Origin of the sequence: Aeromonas media (assembly GCF_000819985.1) — a bacterium.
Taxonomy (GTDB): domain Bacteria; phylum Pseudomonadota; class Gammaproteobacteria; order Enterobacterales; family Aeromonadaceae; genus Aeromonas; species Aeromonas media.
In genome coordinates this window covers 1-16,575 of record NZ_CDBZ01000210.1, presented here as the reverse complement: position 1 = coordinate 16,575, position 16,575 = coordinate 1, and the positions used below count along the sequence as shown (strand labels likewise).

Sequence of the window (16,575 nt, the reverse complement as noted above, 5' to 3'; positions counted from 1 at the left end):
CGTCAGATAGCAACTTTTTAACTCAGGTTTGATATAAGTCAATCCCGAGGTTCGCTGCATCATACGTGGGCTGGCCCGCTTTTTCGCCCTTAAGAAATGTAATGGGATGTAACATGTGGTTGACATGACTTTGTGGGAAAACTACAGAAATGTGTGTTTTATTGCCCCCTTCGCACCGCCAGTCTGGGCTGCCTATGCCATCGTCACGGCCTGGAATCCGGCCAGCCAGCTGGTGGGGATGCGCCGCAACGCCCGACGTCAACGCGCCCTGTCACGCCACCTTGCCGATACCCTGGTGATGGGGCCCGTGTGGGGCAGCGCTCCGGATGAGTGCTGGCAGGAGGCGTCCCTGTTGCTGCACATTCCTCAGGGCGAGGCCATCCGACTGGCCGCCCGCTTCGGGCAGAATGCCCTCTACTGGGTGGTAGAGGGGGAGCTCTGGTTGGTGCCCGTCCTGCTGAAGGGGGAGCCATGCCATCTTGGCAGACTGACTTCCCGCTGGATGCTCAGAGCTTTCGCATGATGAGAGGCTGGACGGGAGCCACACCATCCGGGTATGTCGGTTGCCCGCTGGATTGTCAGCCTGTCCACATGATGAAAGAATGAGCGGACTCATTCACTCCATGGAAGGATGCTGACCATGATGGATCTACTGCCCGACCTTTGCGATCAACATGGCGATGCCCTGCAGGTGGCAGAGCCGCTGTTTCACGATTATGGCGGCAAGCCGCTGTTTTATGGCGAAGCGGTCACTCTCTCCTGCTTCGAGGACAACAGCCTGGTGCGGGAGCTGGTGGCGAGCCCCGGTCATGGCAAGGTGATGGTGATCGACGGCGGTGGCTCCCTGCGCCGGGCGCTGCTGGGGGACCAACTGGCCATCAAGGCGGTGGAGCAGGGATGGGAAGGGATCCTGATCCACGGCGCCGTGCGAGATGTGGGCACCTTGGCGACGCTGGCGCTGGGAGTCAAGGCGCTGGCGGCCTGTCCGGTCAAAACCGAGAAACGCGGACAGGGCGAGCTAGATGTGGTGCTGTCCTTTGCCGGGGTCAGCATAGCGCCGGGGGATTATGTCTACGCCGATCTCAATGGCGTGCTGGTCAGTGGCGCCAGGCTCCTCTGATCCCTCAGAAGTTGAAACCTACCCCCAGGGTGAGGAACTGCTCGGTGCTGAAGGCACTGAGGCCGTAGTTGGCGGTGATGGCCAACTGCGGTGTCACCAGCAGGCTGCTGTTGAGCTCCACCAGGGTGCTGGGCTTGCTCACCTCCAGCTGTTTGAGCTGGCTGCCGATGTTCAGTGAGGGGGATAGGCGGTAGCGCACCCCAGAGCTGATATTGAAGCCGGCCTGCTCGCTGTGGCTGCCCACTGCCGGTCCGGCCTCCATGTAGAGGCTGATATCATCCTCTACCGGATATTGGTAGCCGGTGTTGATGAGCCAGATATCGAAATTGTCGCCCGTATGGGCCTGGTTGCCGAGCAGTACGCCGGAATAGCTTTTCACGTAGAGCTGGCTGTCGGCTTCGTTTTTGAGGAAATCCCAGTCGGCGGCCTGGGCCGAAAAAGTGAGACCGAATGCGAGTGCGATGACGAGAGACTTGACCATTCGTTTCCCCTCCCTGGGTCCGGAACAGGACTACAAGCATGGCACATGCCAGCAGGGAGTAAAGGGAACCCCGATCACAATAAAAGAGTTTTGATGGGCGCCAGAGTCATGATAAACAGGCCCCTCACTCTGTGTCTTCACGACTTTCTCCATCACGAGGTGAACTCATGAACAAGAAACTGACCCTGCTGGCTGCGCTGGCCCTGGGAGGCTGCGCCATGGCAACGGGTTCTACCCTGGCAGAGCTGCAAGCATCGACCTGGCAGTTGCAAGGGGCGAGCGGTGATACCTTCACCCTGCAGGTCGCCGGCGACAAGGTGGCAGGCAAGGGCGGCTGCAACCGCTACTTTGGCGGCATCACAGAGCAGGGGGACGGTATTCTGGCTCTGGGCCCCATGGGGGCGACTCGCATGATGTGTACAGGGGATCTGGCCGGCAAGGAGATGAACTACCTGCAGGCGCTGGAGAAGGTGGCAAGCTTCCAGATAAGCGGCAAACAGCTGGTGCTGAAGAGTGCCGAGCAGGCGACGCTGCTGACCTTCGATGCGGTGAAATAAACGGGTATGTTGTCAGGGATTGTCGCAGCCTGACACCAGCCCCAAAGACGCCACGGCGTAATGCCAGTCAGTTAAGTTTGACTGGCATTTTTTTATTCGCTTTTTTCATATTCTCCTTCTGTGACCTTGCCTTCACACTGCACGGCCAATATCGCTCTCTTCTGATGGGCAGAACAAACAACCTCGCTTGTGGCTCAAGGTCCGCTCCCCGCCTTGGGAGATTGCCCGCTGACACATACGGCATGCAGCACCGTCATGGATGAGGAACGCCGACGCCATATGAAAACTCAGCTGACTCGTCGTGTCTCTCTTCAGGCTCGCCGCCATCTTCACCATCTGGCTGTGCGACAGGTTGTACGCTGGCAGTGCATCCATCGATCTTGCCTTATACCCACCGCCTCCTTGCTGTTGAGGGTGCGGGTCAGCAGGCGGGCCTCCGCGGCCCACCTGCCAGATAGTTGGGGGATGCATGATGTGAGTAATTGCAGCTCCCCCTTGCCCGTCAGGTGCGTCTGGTCGCCAGATTGACAAAGATCTGGGCGCCAATCAGCAGGCAGTCATCGTCCAGGTAATAGGGATTGGCGTGCAGGTAGTTGCAGATCCCCTTGGCTTGATTGCCGCTGCCGAGGAAGAACATGGCCCCCTTGCGATCCGGGGTGGCGTTGATCATGTAGCTGAAGTCTTCGCTGCCTGTCATGGGTTGACCCTGGGCATTGATGCACTCGGCGGGCAGCACCTCGGCGGCGGCTTGCAGCAGGCGCTCGCAGGCCCCAGCGTGGTTCTCCACCGCCGGGTAGCCGGCATGGACCATGGTGGTCTTGAAGCCGCGCAGCTCGCTCTGGGCGATGATGTCCCTGAAGCTGTTTTTCAGGATCCGGTCGGTCTCGGCGTCCATGGCACGTATGGTGCCACGGGCCTGCACATGGTCGGCCAGCGCGTTGGGAATGGTGCCGCCGTTGATCATGCCGCAGCCGAACACCGCCGGGCTGAACGGGCTGGTACGCTTGGCGACGATGTAGTCCATGTCCTCGATGATGCGCACCGCCTCGCGGATGGCATCCAGCCCCTTGTGGGGGGTGGAGCCGTGGGCGGAGATGCCGTGTACATCCAGGGTCCAGGCCGAGCCCCAGGAGGACATGGCCCCCTGGTTGAACTTGATGGTGCCCGTCTCCATGGCGCCGTCGTTGTGCAGGGCATAGACCTCGTCCACCCCTTTCATGCAGCCGAGCTCCACCATCTTCTCGGCCCCCGGCACCCGCATGTCCTCCTCCGCCATCTGGAAGATGACGCGAACGTTGTAGCGCAGCCGCTCCCGGTGACCTGCCAGGAATTTCGCCGCGGTCAGGGCGATCGCCATGTGGGAGTCATGGCCGCAGTTGTGGGCCATCCCCTCATGGGTGGACTTGAACGCCACCTCGCTCATGTCATGCATCTCCAGGCCATCCATGTCGGCGCGAAACGCTATGGTGGGCAGGCTGGGGTCTATGTGCAGATCCCCGTGAAAACCAGTGAAGCCCGGGTAGTCGGTGATCCTGTAGCCGAACTCTTCCATCAATCCCCGGCAGTAGGCGGAGGTCTTGAACTCGGCCCCGGAGTATTCCGGGATGCGGTGCAGGTGGTGGCGCACCTCGTGGCTGAAACCGCGCAGAGCCAACAGGTCAGGTTCGATATGGTAGTGGTTCATCAGATGATCCCTTGAATGGAGAAACCGAGCTGGGCAACCAGGGAGGCGCCGAAGAAGCAGCAGGTGGAGACGATCATGAAGATGAGGATCACCTTCCACGACATCTTCTTGAGCTCCTCCAGCTGACCGCCCACCGAGAGGCCGGCGAAGGCCAAGAGCGGCACGCAGCAGGAGAGGAAGGAGATTTTGGCCACGGCATCGATGAAGAGGCCGCGCACCGGCGTCTCGGGCAGGCAGATGAGGATGCCGATGATGGTGGCATAGGCAAAGGCTGGCAGGGACGAGGGCAGGTAGCGCTTGGCCACCAGGGAGGCGAACACCACCAGGGACATGGCGATGAAGCTGTCACCCATGAGCCAGAGCGGGGTGCCTGTGGTCAGGGTCTGGGTGAACATGGCCAGCAGGATCGCCAGGAAGACGAAGCGCATATCCATCACGATGCTTTTCATGCTTTCGCTCCTTTGTCAGTCAGGGAATAGATCTTCTCGGCAAGGGGCAGCCCCAGATAGGTGAGGGAGAGGGCACCCAGGGCCGACGAGAGCAGGTTGGAGGCGGCGGCTATGCTCAGCACCTGCTGGGCCAGTGCCTCGTCGAGGCCGTTGATCAGGGCACCGGAGGCAGCGCTCAGCATGGAGCCTGAGCCCACGCCGGAACCGGCGGCCAGGGCCAGCGGATGCAGACCTGTGAGGGGCGCTATGCTGCCGAGCACGCTGAACCAGAGGGTGCCGATGACGGAGCCGCACAGGTAGATGGCGAGCACGCCTATGTACTCCTGGGATCCGGTGCCGAATCTGCCCTGGATCACCGCGACCGAGGGTTCACGGCTGATGGAGGAGCAGGCCCCGATGGCGCGGCGACCGAAGCCGAACTTCACCGCCAGCGGGATGGCGATGAGGATGGGCAGGAGGTTGCCTATCTCCTGCAGGAAGAGCGGCACGCCGACGCTCAGGATCATCTTGAGGTTGGGGATGATCATGCCCGCATACTGGGTACCCAGGATCAGCAGGCTGAAGCCCACCATCTTGCCGCAGAAGCCCTCTTCCTTCTCGCCAAAGAGGCGCTTCCAGCCGGGGATGCGATCCTTGACGGGCTTGGCGGAGACTATCATGCCGATGATGACGGCAAAGAGCATGGGCAGTATGGGGATGATGGCGATGCCTATCCTTATCTCCTGTTTCCCGATGAGGTACTGGGCCACGAAGATCAGCAAGGCGGTCGCCAGGGTACTGACTAACACCGTTTTGAGTGGGCTGGTTTGCTGCATAGTGTGTTCTCTTGTTATGCGTTGTCATTCTCGAGCGGCGCCGGCCACAGCGAGATGGGGGCATGATAGGAAGGGCAGGGGGGCATTAATGTGACCGCCATCAAGCTGGCCATATGGCATTTTTTCATGGGGTATGCCGTTTAACCATGCTAAAGATATGGGTTAACAAACCATTAGCAGCCGGTTATGCTGCGCCGTTCGGCGGTCGCAGGGGGAAGCATGGAACTGTTGATAGAAGAGGCGCTCTGGCAGCCTCGTTGGCAGGGTGCGCTGCAGGGGTGGCAGGGGCAGGGCAACCGTTGGCAGTTGCTGCGCGGCAGGTGTGGCGAGCAGCCGGCAGTGACTCCTGCGCCCTGGGCCCGCTGCCCGCCCGACGGTATTCTCTCGGCCAGCGGTTTGCTCGCCGCCTGGCTGGGGGAGGATGAGTCGCCCCTCATGACGGCGGACCCGAGCCGCCAGATCCTGATCTCTGCCTCCTGCGTTCTCCTGACCCTGGCCAAGGAGAGCGGCCTGCTCACCCTGGGGCCCAGCGGCGCGGATCTGCGATTGAGCGCGGACGACGAGCTGGCTGATGTACTGCAGCGACTGCTTGCCCGGCGCCTGTACATCCCCACATTGCATGAGCCATCGTCCGAACCAGTCTCTTGCTTGGTGCTGCGACCACTGCAGGCGGAGGATGAGACCGACATCGTGCGTTATTGCTCGGATGAGGCGCTTGCCCGCTACACCCTCAACATCCCCCATCCTTATCCACTGGAGGCGGCCCGCGACTGGCTCGCCATGAGCGGGCGCAAGGCCGCCCTCGGGCTGGGGTGGACCTGGGCCCTGACCTTGCCCACCCGTGATGAGCCGGCCCCTCTGCTCGGGGTGATCTCCTTGCACTGGCACGGCGAGCTGGCCTGGTGGGTGGGCGTGCCCTGGCAAAACCGCGGGCTGGCCACCAGGGCGGCGCTGCTGGTCAGGACCTTTGCCTTCGAGCAGCTGCGCCTGCCCGCCCTGACCGCCCGCCACATGCGGGGCAACCTGGCCTCCGGCCGGGTGATGGCCAAGCTCGGCATGCATCATTGCGGTCGGCGGCCCGGGTCGGCACGCCAACCCGCTGAACTGGATCATTGGCGGCTGGATCGCCCGCCGCACCTGCCGGACGGCCTCAAGGGGGCGCTGGCCCCCTGGCTCGAAGACGAGCGGGTGGCGGTGGCGATCCTCCATGAGAACGAGGCCGGAGGGCAGGAGGTGGCGCTCTTCATGGAAGGAACCGATGCGGGCGGTGAGCTGCACCTCCCCGCAGGGCTGACGGTCAGGTGCCATCCGCTCGCCTGGCTGGCACCTGAGGTCCCCGGGATGCAGACCCATGGTGGCGGTATCCTGCTCAAGGATCGGAAAGAGCTTGGTTTCGGTTATCTGCTGCGATTGCTAGGGGATCCTGGCGCTTGATGTTGACGAAGCCGGTGGGAAGGGGAGGTATTGCGACGTTTGGCGCACGGATTGCCACTCGTTTTCCTGAGTCAGCCCTCCCATTTTCGGATAAAGACGCTCAAGTCAGGGGCCACTTCTGTGAAATAATGGCCGCCCTGCTGTACGAGGAGTAACCCTGTATGTTGAGAACCGAGCGTCCCGGCGACATGCTGCCAGTCTACGAGCTGGTGAGCGCCGCCTTTGGTCGTCCCGACGAGGCCGAACTGGTCAATCGCCTGCGCGAGTGTGGGGCCGCCGTGGTCACCATGGTCGAGGAGGAAGAGTACGAGTTCATGGGGCACCTGATGCTGAGCCCGATCACCATTGACGGGCAGGAAGGTCCCTGGCTCGGGCTGGCACCGGTGGCCGTCCATCCGGACTGGCAGGGGCAGGGTATAGGCTCGGATCTGGTGCGGGAAGGGCTGGATACGGCCCTCGAGATGGACTGGAAGGCGGTGGTGGTGCTTGGCGATCCCGCTTACTACGCCCGTTTCGGCTTCCGGCCTGCCAGCGACTTCGGCCTGCACTGCATCTACGAGGTGCCAGCCGACTGTTTCATGGCGAGGGAGCTGCAGCCCGGGGGGCTGGCCGGTCTGCAGGGCGAGGTGCTCTATCACCCCCTGTTCGATGAAGAGTCGGTGGAGTGACCGCCTGATCCCTCATGAAGAAGAACCCGTTCAGGGTCCTTCTTCATTTCAATCGCTCCCTCACTGGGCGAGAGATTTCAACTGCGGCTTGCCCGGCGGATTGTTCCAGTCGATGGGGCCGTGGGTGAAGCGATACTGCAACCTTGGCAGGCTGAGCTCCAGCCACTCCTCCCGGAAGTAGGCATAACCCTGGTCCCAATCGGGATCCTGGGCCCAGCCGGTTTGCAGGAAGTGGAGCCGGGTACCCTGGCCTTCGGGCACGAAGCGCAGGCTGACCTGGGTCTTCTGCTGACGGATATGGGGAAACTGGGGAGGGAAATTCCAGCTGAAGCTGAGCAAGTCATGGGGCATGACCGCCATCACCCGGCACCCTTCACTGCCGCGTTCCCCCAGCGGGGCCTCTGGCCTGAAATAGATTTCGAAAGGACCGTTGGGTTCCGCCACCATCAGGCATTCGGGCGCCAGAAAGCTGCGCAGACCGCTCTCCGTGGTCCAGGCCCGCCAGACATCGTCGATGTGGGCGGGTACCAGAATACTGCCTTCTATTTGCTTGTTATCCATAAATCAGTGAACCTCAAACCAGTCATGGACGGGACCCAGGCAGTATAGCCCCTAAGGCGATAAAATAGGCAGCCCTGCATCACACCATCACGTATTCAAGGGGGTCCAAATTGCCGATTTGACAGCGCGGCGGGATCCATCGAGAGTGGGAGGCAGTGAGCAGGCAAATCAAGGATGTCTTCATGATCAGAATGATGCGAGATGCAGATGAACCCATGCTGGCGCAACTGTTCCTCAAGGGAAGGCGACAGGCCTTTCATTGGGTCGAGCCCTCCCTGTTTAGGCTGGAGGATTTTGCCGAGCAGACCCAAGGTGAGCAGATCTGGGTGGCAGAGAAGGGCGGCACTCCCTGCGGATTTGTCTCCATCTGGGGTCAAGACAGCTTCGTGCATCACCTCTATGTGGTGGCCGACTGGCATGGCCAGGGAATGGGGCGAGCCTTGCTGGCCGCCGGGCTCGCCGGACACAACCCCCCGGCATCCCTCAAGGTGGCCACCCGCAACACCACGGCGCTGGCGTTTTATCATCGACTGGGCTGGGAAAATACGGATGAAACGGGGCACTGCGACATCACGGGGCCCTGGCGCAGGCTGGTCCTGACACCCGTCGATTAGTCTTCCACGCGAGACCCGCCCTCTGCCACGGCAGAGGGCGGCATCAGGGCCATTCCACCCTCCACAGCCCCCGGACAGGCAGCCAGAGCCGGCTCAGAGACATGAACGCAAGCAATAAAAAAGGCCACTTCCTGCGAAGTGGCCTTTTCCAAACGTTTGGTGGGCTGGGGGAATCTGAATTAGATTAATAACATGTTGTTATTTAAGTATTTAATGTTTCACTGAAAACTGCAATGGCACTAATGATGGTACAAAGCAGAGAAGTACTCCTGACCCATTGAACGTGAGCTCTTCTCTTGATGTAGTCCCCACTACAGGATGCGGGTTCAAATTCCTGCTGGCTCAACGTTCACTCTTTCAATTCGATAGATTCACGTCATCACGATGAAACGGCACTACTGTCCCATCGGCCAGGATCTCCCTGTCCTCGTCTTGTTTAAAATTCGGGTCTTCAACAGGTTTGGTATAAACAACGCGGTAAGTATCACCCACCTCCTCCTTGAGCTCACGTGCCAGTTGCAGGCCGCGATCGTGATAAGCAGCCCAATCCCAACAACCAGAGTCAAACGCATGTTCAACGCCCTTTGTGTTATCAAACTCTATCGCCCAAGGGGCAAACTTCTTCCAGAGCTCTTCTGAGAACGGACAATCTTCATCCCTACTCAAACCATCGGCGAAAGGCTGATTAACGTAACCCTCTTCATATGGTGAGTCTTTGAGCCACAGGAAATCCGCAAATCCATAGTCCACCATCACAGTAAGGACAGGAATAAAAGCAGGGAGATCAGCCATGGATTGTCCCTCAATTTCCGATTTTACGTCCAATTGTCGGCAAATGGCGCAGCAAAAAACAGATTGGTTATGGTCTAGGATAGTGGTTGTATCGCCATTCCCTAGACCAGCGACACGGTTCAATAGACTACGCCAAATTCTTTCACGGCACAGCTATGGCAGGTCTTGTTATCGAACATGCGTCCCCTTTGGAACAATTTTTCGCAGTGGCTGCACACTCGAAAATAACGGCGATTGGTCAGTAGTTTGGCGACCGACTGTTCCAGTTCTTGTGGTGTGACTATCCAGCCCTCCGATCCATGATCACGGACATTAGATTCATGTTCATCAGTATTGAACGGTAAGCTGATTGTCGGGATGGTATGCTCTTCAGGTGGAGCTGGTGGTTGCCCCAGTCGCTTGACCACAGTCCAATTGCTGTATGACGCATGAGGCCCGTTCCATTCAACAACGCGCACCTCAAGCCAGAGTCCTTGCTCGTTGGCACGTAAACGAATGTAATCCCGTTTTATTTCATCAAGATGCTTGTTCAATTAGTTATTCCTTTTACTGAATTCATCACGTCGTCAAGAATGCCTGGTAGTTGCCCATCTCGGCCACGGTTGCAATGGTCTTCACACCATAGGCAATGCTTGTAACTGGGGTATCGGTGGCGGGTCGGCCGGTACGGAGTTCCGGTGGCTCAATCCTGTCAGCGCCTTCGACCCAGGCTCTCCCACTTGTGTCGCCCTCTTCATGCTAAAACATGCTGTGTCTCACTTAACAGAACACCATCCACCAGCGATCTGACTCTCTCATTTAAATTGAACCCACGCACACACTGTGCGTGATTCAATGGCTCCATGGAGGTCACTATGGCAGGATAACTACCTGTTTTGTCTGATTCTGGCTAGCCCATGAAAGAAACCCTGGGGCTGATTGAGAAGCGCATCGTGCTGATCGACGGTCCGCGCCTCGCCGCCCTGATGATCGAATATGGCGTCGGTGTCACCACCCGCGAGACCCTGACCATCAAGACCCTGGATTCGGATTACTTTCTGGAAGATTGACGACCATGCCCAACAAGTCACTGAACTTTGAAATGCTACGCCGCAAATGGCCCGAGATCGCCGATCTCGGCGCCATGGCTGAAGGTTACGTCTACACAGATCCGGAGACCTCGCTGGTCAAGCTGCGCAACATGGTCGAGCTGATCGTGCGCTGGATCTACCGGGAAGAGCGCTTGCCCCAAGGCTATCGGCCCAACCTGTTCGATCTCATCAAGGACGATGTGTTTGTCGAGCTGATGCCAAAGCCCATTCACGGCAAGCTCGATATCCTGCGCCAATACGGCAACAAGGCCGCTCACGGCGAGAAGTGCGAGCAGAAGCACTCGGTCTGGCTGCTCAAGGAAGGATGGCTGGTCGCCGCCTGGCTCTATATTCGTTACGACAACGGCAATCAGCAGGACTGCGGCAGCTTTACCCTGCCACCTCAGCAACCGCTTGAACTCACCACCGATGCCTTGAAGAAAAAGGCGCAGGAGTTGGAGAAAGCCTGCGCTGCCCTGAAGGCTGCCGAAGAGCGCGAAATTGCCATCTTGCGCGATTTGCAGCAGGCGAAGGAACAGGCCGACGAGCTCAAAGCCCGCCTCGAACAGTCCCGTCAGAAGAACCAAGATGCGGTCAGCCTGCTCGATATGAACGAGGCCGAGACTCGTCGCCGCCTGATCGATGCTCGTCTGCTTGATGCCAACTGGAATATCTCGGACGATGGTACCGATACTGAGCAGGTCAGCCAGGAAGAGGCCACCCTCAAACAGCCCACCAAGACCGGCAAAGGGCGTGCCGATTATGTGCTGTGGGATGACAACCACCAGCCGCTGGCGGTAATTGAGGCGAAGAGTACCCAGGTGGATGCAGCAGTAGGGCGCCAACAGGCCAAGCTCTATGCCGACTGGCTGGAAGAGAAATACGGTCAGCGTCCGGTCATCTTCTACACCAACGGATACGACATCTTTATCTGGGATGATCATCCCGCGCATGGTTACCCGCCGCGCCGCCTGTTTGGCTTCTACAGCAAGGCGAGCCTGCAACACCTGATCCAGCAGCGCACCAGTAAGAAGGATCTGCTGCAAACCGATATCGACACCAACATCGCTGGGGGCGGCACTCGCCTCTATCAACTGGAGTCCATCCGCCGGGTAGCGGAATCCTTTAGCAACAAGCGCCGCAGTGCCCTGATCGTGCAGGCCACTGGCACCGGCAAGACCCGCGTCTCCATCGCCTTAACCAAGTTATTGCTCGATGCTCGCTGGGTGAAACGGGTACTCTTTCTGTGCGACCGCAAGGAGTTGCGCAAACAGGCCCGCAACGCCTTCAACGAATTTATCAGTGACCCGCTCTGCGTGGTCGGCACCAGCGACAAAGCGACCCAGCAAACCGCTCGCATCTTTATCGCCACCTATCCCGGCATGCTCAACATCATGGAGCAGTTCGATGTGGGCTATTTCGATCTCATTGTGGCCGATGAATCGCACCGCTCCATCTACAACGTCTATGGGGATCTGTTCAAATACTTCGACTGCCTGCAAGTGGGCCTGACCGCAACCCCGGTCGAAATGGTCAGCCGCTCCACCTGCCAGTTGTTTGGCTGCGACTACAAGATGCCCACCGCCGAGTATTCACTGGAGAAGGCGATCGAAGACGATCACTTGGTGCCCTACGAGGTGGTGGCTCACACCACCAAATTCCTGCGCGAGGGGATCAAACGCGACAACTTGACCGACGAGCAGATTGCTCAACTGGAAGATGACGGCATCGACCCCAATGAGCTTGATTTCGATGCCCAGAGCATCGACAAGGCCATCTACAACAAGCCGACCAATGCCGCAATCATGCGCAACCTGATGGAGAACGGCATCAAGGATAAAGAGGGCCAGTTGCCGGGCAAAACCATCGTCTTCGCTCGCAACCACCAGCACGCCCTCTTGCTGCAAGAGGTGTTCGATGCCCAATACCCCCAGTTCAAAGGCAAGTTCTGCCAGGTGATCGACAACTACGACCCCCGTGCCGAGCAGCTGATCGACGACTTCAAGGGCGATGGCAAAAATCACGATCTCACCATCGCCATCTCGGTGGACATGCTCGATACCGGCATCGACGTCCCCGAAGTAGTCAACCTGGTGTTTGCCAAGCCACTGAGATCCAAGGTGAAGTTCTGGCAGATGATCGGGCGTGGTACCCGGCTGTGCAAAGATCTGTTTGGGCCTGGCAAGCACAAGGAGAAGTTCCGCATCTTCGATCACTGGGGTGTGTTCGACTACTTCGAGCAGGAGCCCGAAGAGGTGGAGCCAGCCACCAGCAAATCCCTGGCCCAGCAACGCTTCGAAGCTTGGTTGCAGCTTGGCCGCAGCGCCCAGAAGAAGTTTGCCAAGGATGTGCTGGATAAGGTCGCAATGGTGCTGCGGGGTCAGCTCGATGCGCTGGATGACAGATCCATCTCGGTACAGGAGCACTGGAAGGAGAAGGCTCGCCTCAGCGACCCCAAGCTGCTGCGCCAGTTCTCACCTGCCACCCAGCAGGCGTTGCAAAGCGAAATGGCCCCCCTGATGCAGTGGCTCGACGTGCGTGGCCAGGGCGACGCCATCCGCTTTGATCTCGACATGATCGCTGCCCAGCAGGCGCTCTATGACAACCCAGAGCAGTTGATGCAGAGCTATCACAAGGTGGCGGAGAAGGTGGAGCAGTTGCCGCCTCACCTCGCTCAGGTGCAGCAACACGGCGAGTTGATCAACCAGTTGCGCGAGCTTGTGTGGTGGCAACAGGCCGACTTCGACCAGCTGGAACACGCCCGCAACACCCTGCGTGGCATCATGCATCTGATGGAGAAAACCCCCACCCCTTCGAGCTCGCCGCTGGTCACCAACATCAAGGAAGACGAGGCCGAATATCAGACAGGTCAGCGCAAGACCAATTTCAAATCGGTGGATTTCAAGCTCTACCGCAAGCAGGTGCAGGGCGTGCTGGAGCCGCTGTTTAACAGCAACCCGGTGCTGCAAAAGATCCGCAAGGGTCAGCCGGTGGATGACAAAGAGCTCGATGAACTGCGCAAGTTGGTGCTGGTGCAAAACCCCAACGTCGATATCAAGGTGCTGACCGACTTCTACCCCGAGGCCAGTGCCGGGCTCGACAAGATCCTGCGCACCCTGGTGGGGATGGATAGCGAAGCGGTAGCCGAGCGCTTCACCGGCTTTGCCGCTCAGCAAAACCTCAGTGCAGTCCAGATGCGGTTTCTCGATCTGCTGAAAAACCACATCCGAACCTTCGGCACCATCGAGATGAAGCAGCTGTTTGAACAGCCCTTCACCTCGGTCAACAGCCAGGGGGTGATCGGGGTCTTCCCCGATATGGCTCAGGTGGTGGCGCTCAAGACCATCGTCGAAGGCTTTAGCGTCGATACCGGTAAACCGGCCCTTTAATTTGGGGATACGTGATAAGGGGTCATAAACCCCCATCACCATAAAAAGCGCGGTACAATCCCCGCCATCAAATGGCCCGCGCAGTGCGGGCCTTATTTTCTGGTCTGTCTGCTAGTCACATTTTGGCAGCGGGGACCACTCAAGTGACGAGACAAGCATGATCACCGGTGAACTGAAAAGTAATATCGACAAGCTGTGGGAAGCGTTCTGGGTCGGCGGCATCACCAACCCGTTGACCGTGATTGAACAGATCACCTTCCTGATGTACTCCCGTATGCTCGATATGCAGGAGAGCAAGGACGAGCAGCGGGAAATGCTGGCAGGCGTCCCCTTCAAACACCGCTTTGCCGAGTTCGAGCAGGATTATCGCTTCGCCCGCTACGCCAATCTGGGGGCGGACGAGATGCTGGTGGTGGTGCGCGATGGCGTATTCGATCACTTCCGCAGCCTCAACCACGAGGGCTCCATCCTCAGCCACTTCATGAAGAATGCCCGGCTGGAGATCGTCAAACCAAGCCTCTTGGTCAGCGCGGTGGAGATGATCAAGTCCCTCCCCATCGACCAAGGCGACACCAAGGGCGATCTCTACGAATACCTGCTCTCCAAGCTCACCACCGCCGGTATCAACGGCCAGTTCCGAACCCCGCGCCACCTCATTCGCGCCATGGTCGAGATGATGGAGCCCAATCCCGCCCGTCGGGAGCGCATTTGCGATCCCGCCTGTGGCACGGCAGGCTTCCTCTCCAACAGCTACGAATACATCGTCGAACGCTACACCTCCGCCGACAACGTCCACAGCCAGATCGTCGCCAACGAGCGTGGCGAGCTGGAAGAGCAAAAAGTCTTCGCCGGGGATCTGCTCGCCGACTATCGTCACCACGTCGATACCGACATGTTCCATGGCTACGACTTCGACGCCACCATGCTGCGCATAGCCGCCATGAACCTCATCATGCACGGGGTCGAGCAGCCCGATATCCACTATCAGGACACCCTGAGCCAGGGCTTTAGCGATCGTTTCCCGGACGCCAGCCAGGGCGGTTTTCACCTGATCCTCGCCAACCCGCCGTTTACTGGCACCCTGGACGAGGAAGACATCGACCCCAAGCTGCTGGCCAAAGTCAAGACCAAGAAGACCGAGCTGCTGTTTATCGCCCGCATTCTGCAAATGCTGAAAGTCGGTGGGCGCAGCGCCACCGTAGTGCCGCAAGGGGTGCTGTTCGGCTCATCTAAGGCCCATGTGCAACTGCGCGAGCTGCTGGTGGAGCAGAACCAGCTGGAGGCGGTGATCAACCTTCCCTCCGGCGTTTTCAAGCCCTATGCCGGGGTCGCCACCGCCATCCTGATCTTCACCAAGGGCGGCGCTACCAACAACGTCTGGTTCTACGATCTCGCCAATGACGGCTACAGCCTCGACGACAAGCGCAACCCCATCTCCCACAACGATCTGCCCCATCTTGTTTCGAGCTGGCAGCACTACCGCAAACAGGCTCATATGCCGGTCGGCAACTTTATCGGCCACCAGCTCAGCCGCCAGCTTGAACAGCAGTTCCCCAATAACGAGCACCTGAAAGATGAAGCAGGCAGTGAACGGGATTATCAGGACCGCACTCAACAAGCCTTTATCGTGCCCAAGGCCGATATAGCCGCCCAGAAATACGATCTCTCCATCAATCGCTATAAAGAGTTGGTTTATCAGGAGGAGAGCTATGACGATCCAAAAGATATCCTGCGCAAGCTAAGAACGCTGGAAGTCGAGATTATGCGTGATCTCAAGGCTCTGGGGAAAATGCTATGAAATGGCCGATGGTTAGCCTTGGCAATGTTATTGATTTTATTCGAGGAATTACGTTTAAGCCAACGGATGTTGTACCAGCATTTACTCATGGCTCGATCGTTGTCATGAGAACAAAAAACGTACAGGTGGCGGGGCTTGATTGTGCTGATCTGATTTCAGTTTCGCGTGATTTTATGAAGCGTGAAGAGCAGAAGCTTAAATATGGAGATCTGTTGATTTCCAGTGCGAATAGCTGGGAGTTGGTTGGTAAAACAAGTTTTGTTAAAAAATTAGATTACGAGGCTACAGCTGGTGGCTTTATATCTATAGTTAGAGCTAAAAAAAGCAAAATAGAATCTAAATACTTATATTATTGGATTACTTCCCCAGAGATTCAACATTCAATTCGCCATTTAGGCAAACAAACCACAAATATTTCCAACTTGGATGTTGCGCGCTTTAAAGAGTTAAAAATTCCACTTCCCCCACTCGAAGAACAAAAGCGTATTGCCGCGATTCTGGATAAGGCCGACGCCATCCGCCAGAAGCGCCAGCAAGCCATCGCCCTTGCCGATGACTTCCTGCGCAGCGTATTCCTCGATATGTTTGGCGATCCCGTCACCAACCCGAAGGGCTGACTCTTATACACAAGTAGCGCCCTGAACGGAACCATTCCCGTTTTCCAGGATCTGATCTTCCATGTGACCTCCTAACATGGTAACGATCATGATAACTTCTGCTCTTCATCGTGCGGCTGACTGGGCTAAATCTGTGTTCTCTTCGGCGGCGCTGGGTGATCCTCGCCGTACCACCCGTCTGGTTAACGTCGCCGCTCAATTGGCAAAATGTTCTGGAAAATCAATAACCATCTCATCAGAGGGCTGTGAAGCCATGCAGGAAGGCGCTTACCGATTTATCCGCAATCCCAACGTCTCTGCCGAGGCGATCAGAAAGGCTGGCGCCATGCAAACCGTCAAGTTAGCTCAGGCGTTTCCCGAACTGCTGGCCATTGAGGACACCACTTCTTTGAGTTATCGCCACCAGGTCGCCGAAGAGCTTGGCAAGCTGGGTGCTATTGGAGATAAATCCCGCGGATGGTGGGTTCACTCCGTTCTCTTGCTCGAGGCCACTACATTCCGCACCGTAGGATTACTGCATCAGGAG

At 58.1% G+C, this 16,575-nt stretch carries 18 protein-coding genes and 1 pseudogene; 11 read left to right on the top strand and 8 right to left on the bottom strand.

What is annotated here, in order from left to right; genetic code table 11:
• Positions 1-124: 124 nt before the first annotated feature.
• Positions 125-523, top strand: coding sequence for a DUF3293 domain-containing protein (locus BN1127_RS18915; RefSeq protein ID WP_005325852.1), 399 nt, complete (start codon positions 125-127; stop codon positions 521-523).
• A gap of 117 nt (positions 524-640) precedes the next feature.
• The gene (locus tag BN1127_RS18910) at positions 641-1,120 is read left to right on the top strand and encodes a putative 4-hydroxy-4-methyl-2-oxoglutarate aldolase (RefSeq protein ID WP_041207041.1); all 480 of its coding nucleotides are present in this window, start codon (positions 641-643) and stop codon (positions 1,118-1,120) included.
• Between the two features lie 4 nt (positions 1,121-1,124).
• Here BN1127_RS18910 and BN1127_RS18905 read toward each other — a convergent pair whose 3' ends face one another.
• Positions 1,125-1,601 carry a hypothetical protein gene (locus BN1127_RS18905; RefSeq protein WP_005325850.1) on the bottom strand — a complete coding sequence of 159 codons (477 nt, stop codon included), beginning with the start codon at positions 1,599-1,601 and terminating at the stop codon, positions 1,125-1,127.
• Positions 1,602-1,768: 167 nt separating this feature from the next.
• Here BN1127_RS18905 and BN1127_RS18900 point away from each other — a divergent pair, with 167 nt between their 5' ends.
• A complete protein-coding gene (locus BN1127_RS18900; protein WP_005325848.1) occupies positions 1,769-2,158 on the top strand; it encodes an META domain-containing protein in 390 nt (129 codons plus the stop codon).
• A 71-nt stretch (positions 2,159-2,229) separates the two neighbouring features.
• Here the strand turns inward: BN1127_RS18900 and BN1127_RS22925 are convergent.
• From BN1127_RS22925 to BN1127_RS18880, 4 genes and pseudogenes are all read right to left on the bottom strand, one after another.
• Positions 2,230-2,574: pseudogene (locus tag BN1127_RS22925) on the bottom strand (IS4 family transposase); the annotation flags it as partial.
• Between the two features lie 86 nt (positions 2,575-2,660).
• Positions 2,661-3,842, bottom strand: coding sequence for a M20 metallopeptidase family protein (locus BN1127_RS18890; RefSeq protein ID WP_005325847.1), 1,182 nt, complete (start codon positions 3,840-3,842; stop codon positions 2,661-2,663).
• Complete coding sequence (locus BN1127_RS18885; RefSeq protein ID WP_005325846.1) at positions 3,842-4,291, bottom strand: hypothetical protein; 450 nt, start codon at positions 4,289-4,291, stop codon at positions 3,842-3,844. The genes BN1127_RS18890 and BN1127_RS18885 overlap by 1 nt, the downstream gene beginning before the upstream one ends.
• A complete protein-coding gene (locus tag BN1127_RS18880; protein ID WP_041206180.1) occupies positions 4,288-5,106 on the bottom strand; it encodes a DUF3100 domain-containing protein in 819 nt (272 codons plus the stop codon). The genes BN1127_RS18885 and BN1127_RS18880 overlap by 4 nt, the downstream gene beginning before the upstream one ends.
• 219 nt (positions 5,107-5,325) lie before the next feature.
• Here BN1127_RS18880 and BN1127_RS18875 point away from each other — a divergent pair, with 219 nt between their 5' ends.
• Both BN1127_RS18875 and BN1127_RS18870 read left to right on the top strand, forming a co-directional pair.
• Positions 5,326-6,540, top strand: coding sequence for a GNAT family N-acetyltransferase (locus BN1127_RS18875; RefSeq protein ID WP_042650486.1), 1,215 nt, complete (start codon positions 5,326-5,328; stop codon positions 6,538-6,540).
• Between the two features lie 161 nt (positions 6,541-6,701).
• Positions 6,702-7,208: a GNAT family N-acetyltransferase gene (locus tag BN1127_RS18870; protein WP_042650485.1), complete on the top strand. Its 507-nt coding sequence runs from the start codon at positions 6,702-6,704 to the stop codon at positions 7,206-7,208.
• Positions 7,209-7,268: 60 nt separating this feature from the next.
• Here the strand turns inward: BN1127_RS18870 and BN1127_RS18865 are convergent, their stop codons facing one another.
• Complete coding sequence (locus tag BN1127_RS18865; protein WP_005325836.1) at positions 7,269-7,769, bottom strand: SRPBCC family protein; 501 nt, start codon at positions 7,767-7,769, stop codon at positions 7,269-7,271.
• 182 nt (positions 7,770-7,951) lie between these two features.
• Between BN1127_RS18865 and BN1127_RS18860 the strand changes: the two genes are divergently transcribed.
• Positions 7,952-8,383, top strand: coding sequence for a GNAT family N-acetyltransferase (locus BN1127_RS18860; RefSeq protein ID WP_042650484.1), 432 nt, complete (start codon positions 7,952-7,954; stop codon positions 8,381-8,383).
• Between the two features lie 357 nt (positions 8,384-8,740).
• On the opposite strand, the gene BN1127_RS18855 is transcribed toward BN1127_RS18860, so the two are convergent.
• Complete coding sequence (locus tag BN1127_RS18855; RefSeq protein WP_052833542.1) at positions 8,741-9,175, bottom strand: hypothetical protein; 435 nt, start codon at positions 9,173-9,175, stop codon at positions 8,741-8,743.
• A 119-nt stretch (positions 9,176-9,294) separates the two neighbouring features.
• Complete coding sequence (locus BN1127_RS22260) at positions 9,295-9,708, bottom strand: hypothetical protein (protein ID WP_156139789.1); 414 nt, start codon at positions 9,706-9,708, stop codon at positions 9,295-9,297.
• A 363-nt stretch (positions 9,709-10,071) separates the two neighbouring features.
• Here BN1127_RS22260 and BN1127_RS21865 point away from each other — a divergent pair, with 363 nt between their 5' ends.
• From BN1127_RS21865 to BN1127_RS21860, 5 genes are all read left to right on the top strand, one after another.
• A complete protein-coding gene (locus BN1127_RS21865) occupies positions 10,072-10,224 on the top strand; it encodes a hypothetical protein (RefSeq protein WP_231557519.1) in 153 nt (50 codons plus the stop codon).
• A gap of 5 nt (positions 10,225-10,229) precedes the next feature.
• On the top strand, positions 10,230-13,634 hold the full coding sequence (locus BN1127_RS18850; RefSeq protein WP_042650483.1) for a DEAD/DEAH box helicase family protein: 3,405 nt from the start codon (positions 10,230-10,232) through the stop codon (positions 13,632-13,634).
• 157 nt (positions 13,635-13,791) lie between these two features.
• On the top strand, positions 13,792-15,432 hold the full coding sequence (locus BN1127_RS18845) for a type I restriction-modification system subunit M (RefSeq protein ID WP_042650482.1): 1,641 nt from the start codon (positions 13,792-13,794) through the stop codon (positions 15,430-15,432).
• On the top strand, positions 15,429-16,049 hold the full coding sequence (locus BN1127_RS18840) for a restriction endonuclease subunit S (protein WP_042650520.1): 621 nt from the start codon (positions 15,429-15,431) through the stop codon (positions 16,047-16,049). The genes BN1127_RS18845 and BN1127_RS18840 overlap by 4 nt, the downstream gene beginning before the upstream one ends.
• An 88-nt stretch (positions 16,050-16,137) precedes the next feature.
• Positions 16,138-16,575: IS4/Tn5 family transposase DNA-binding protein (locus BN1127_RS21860; protein WP_269425396.1), on the top strand; the 438-nt coding region annotated here is incomplete at its 3' end.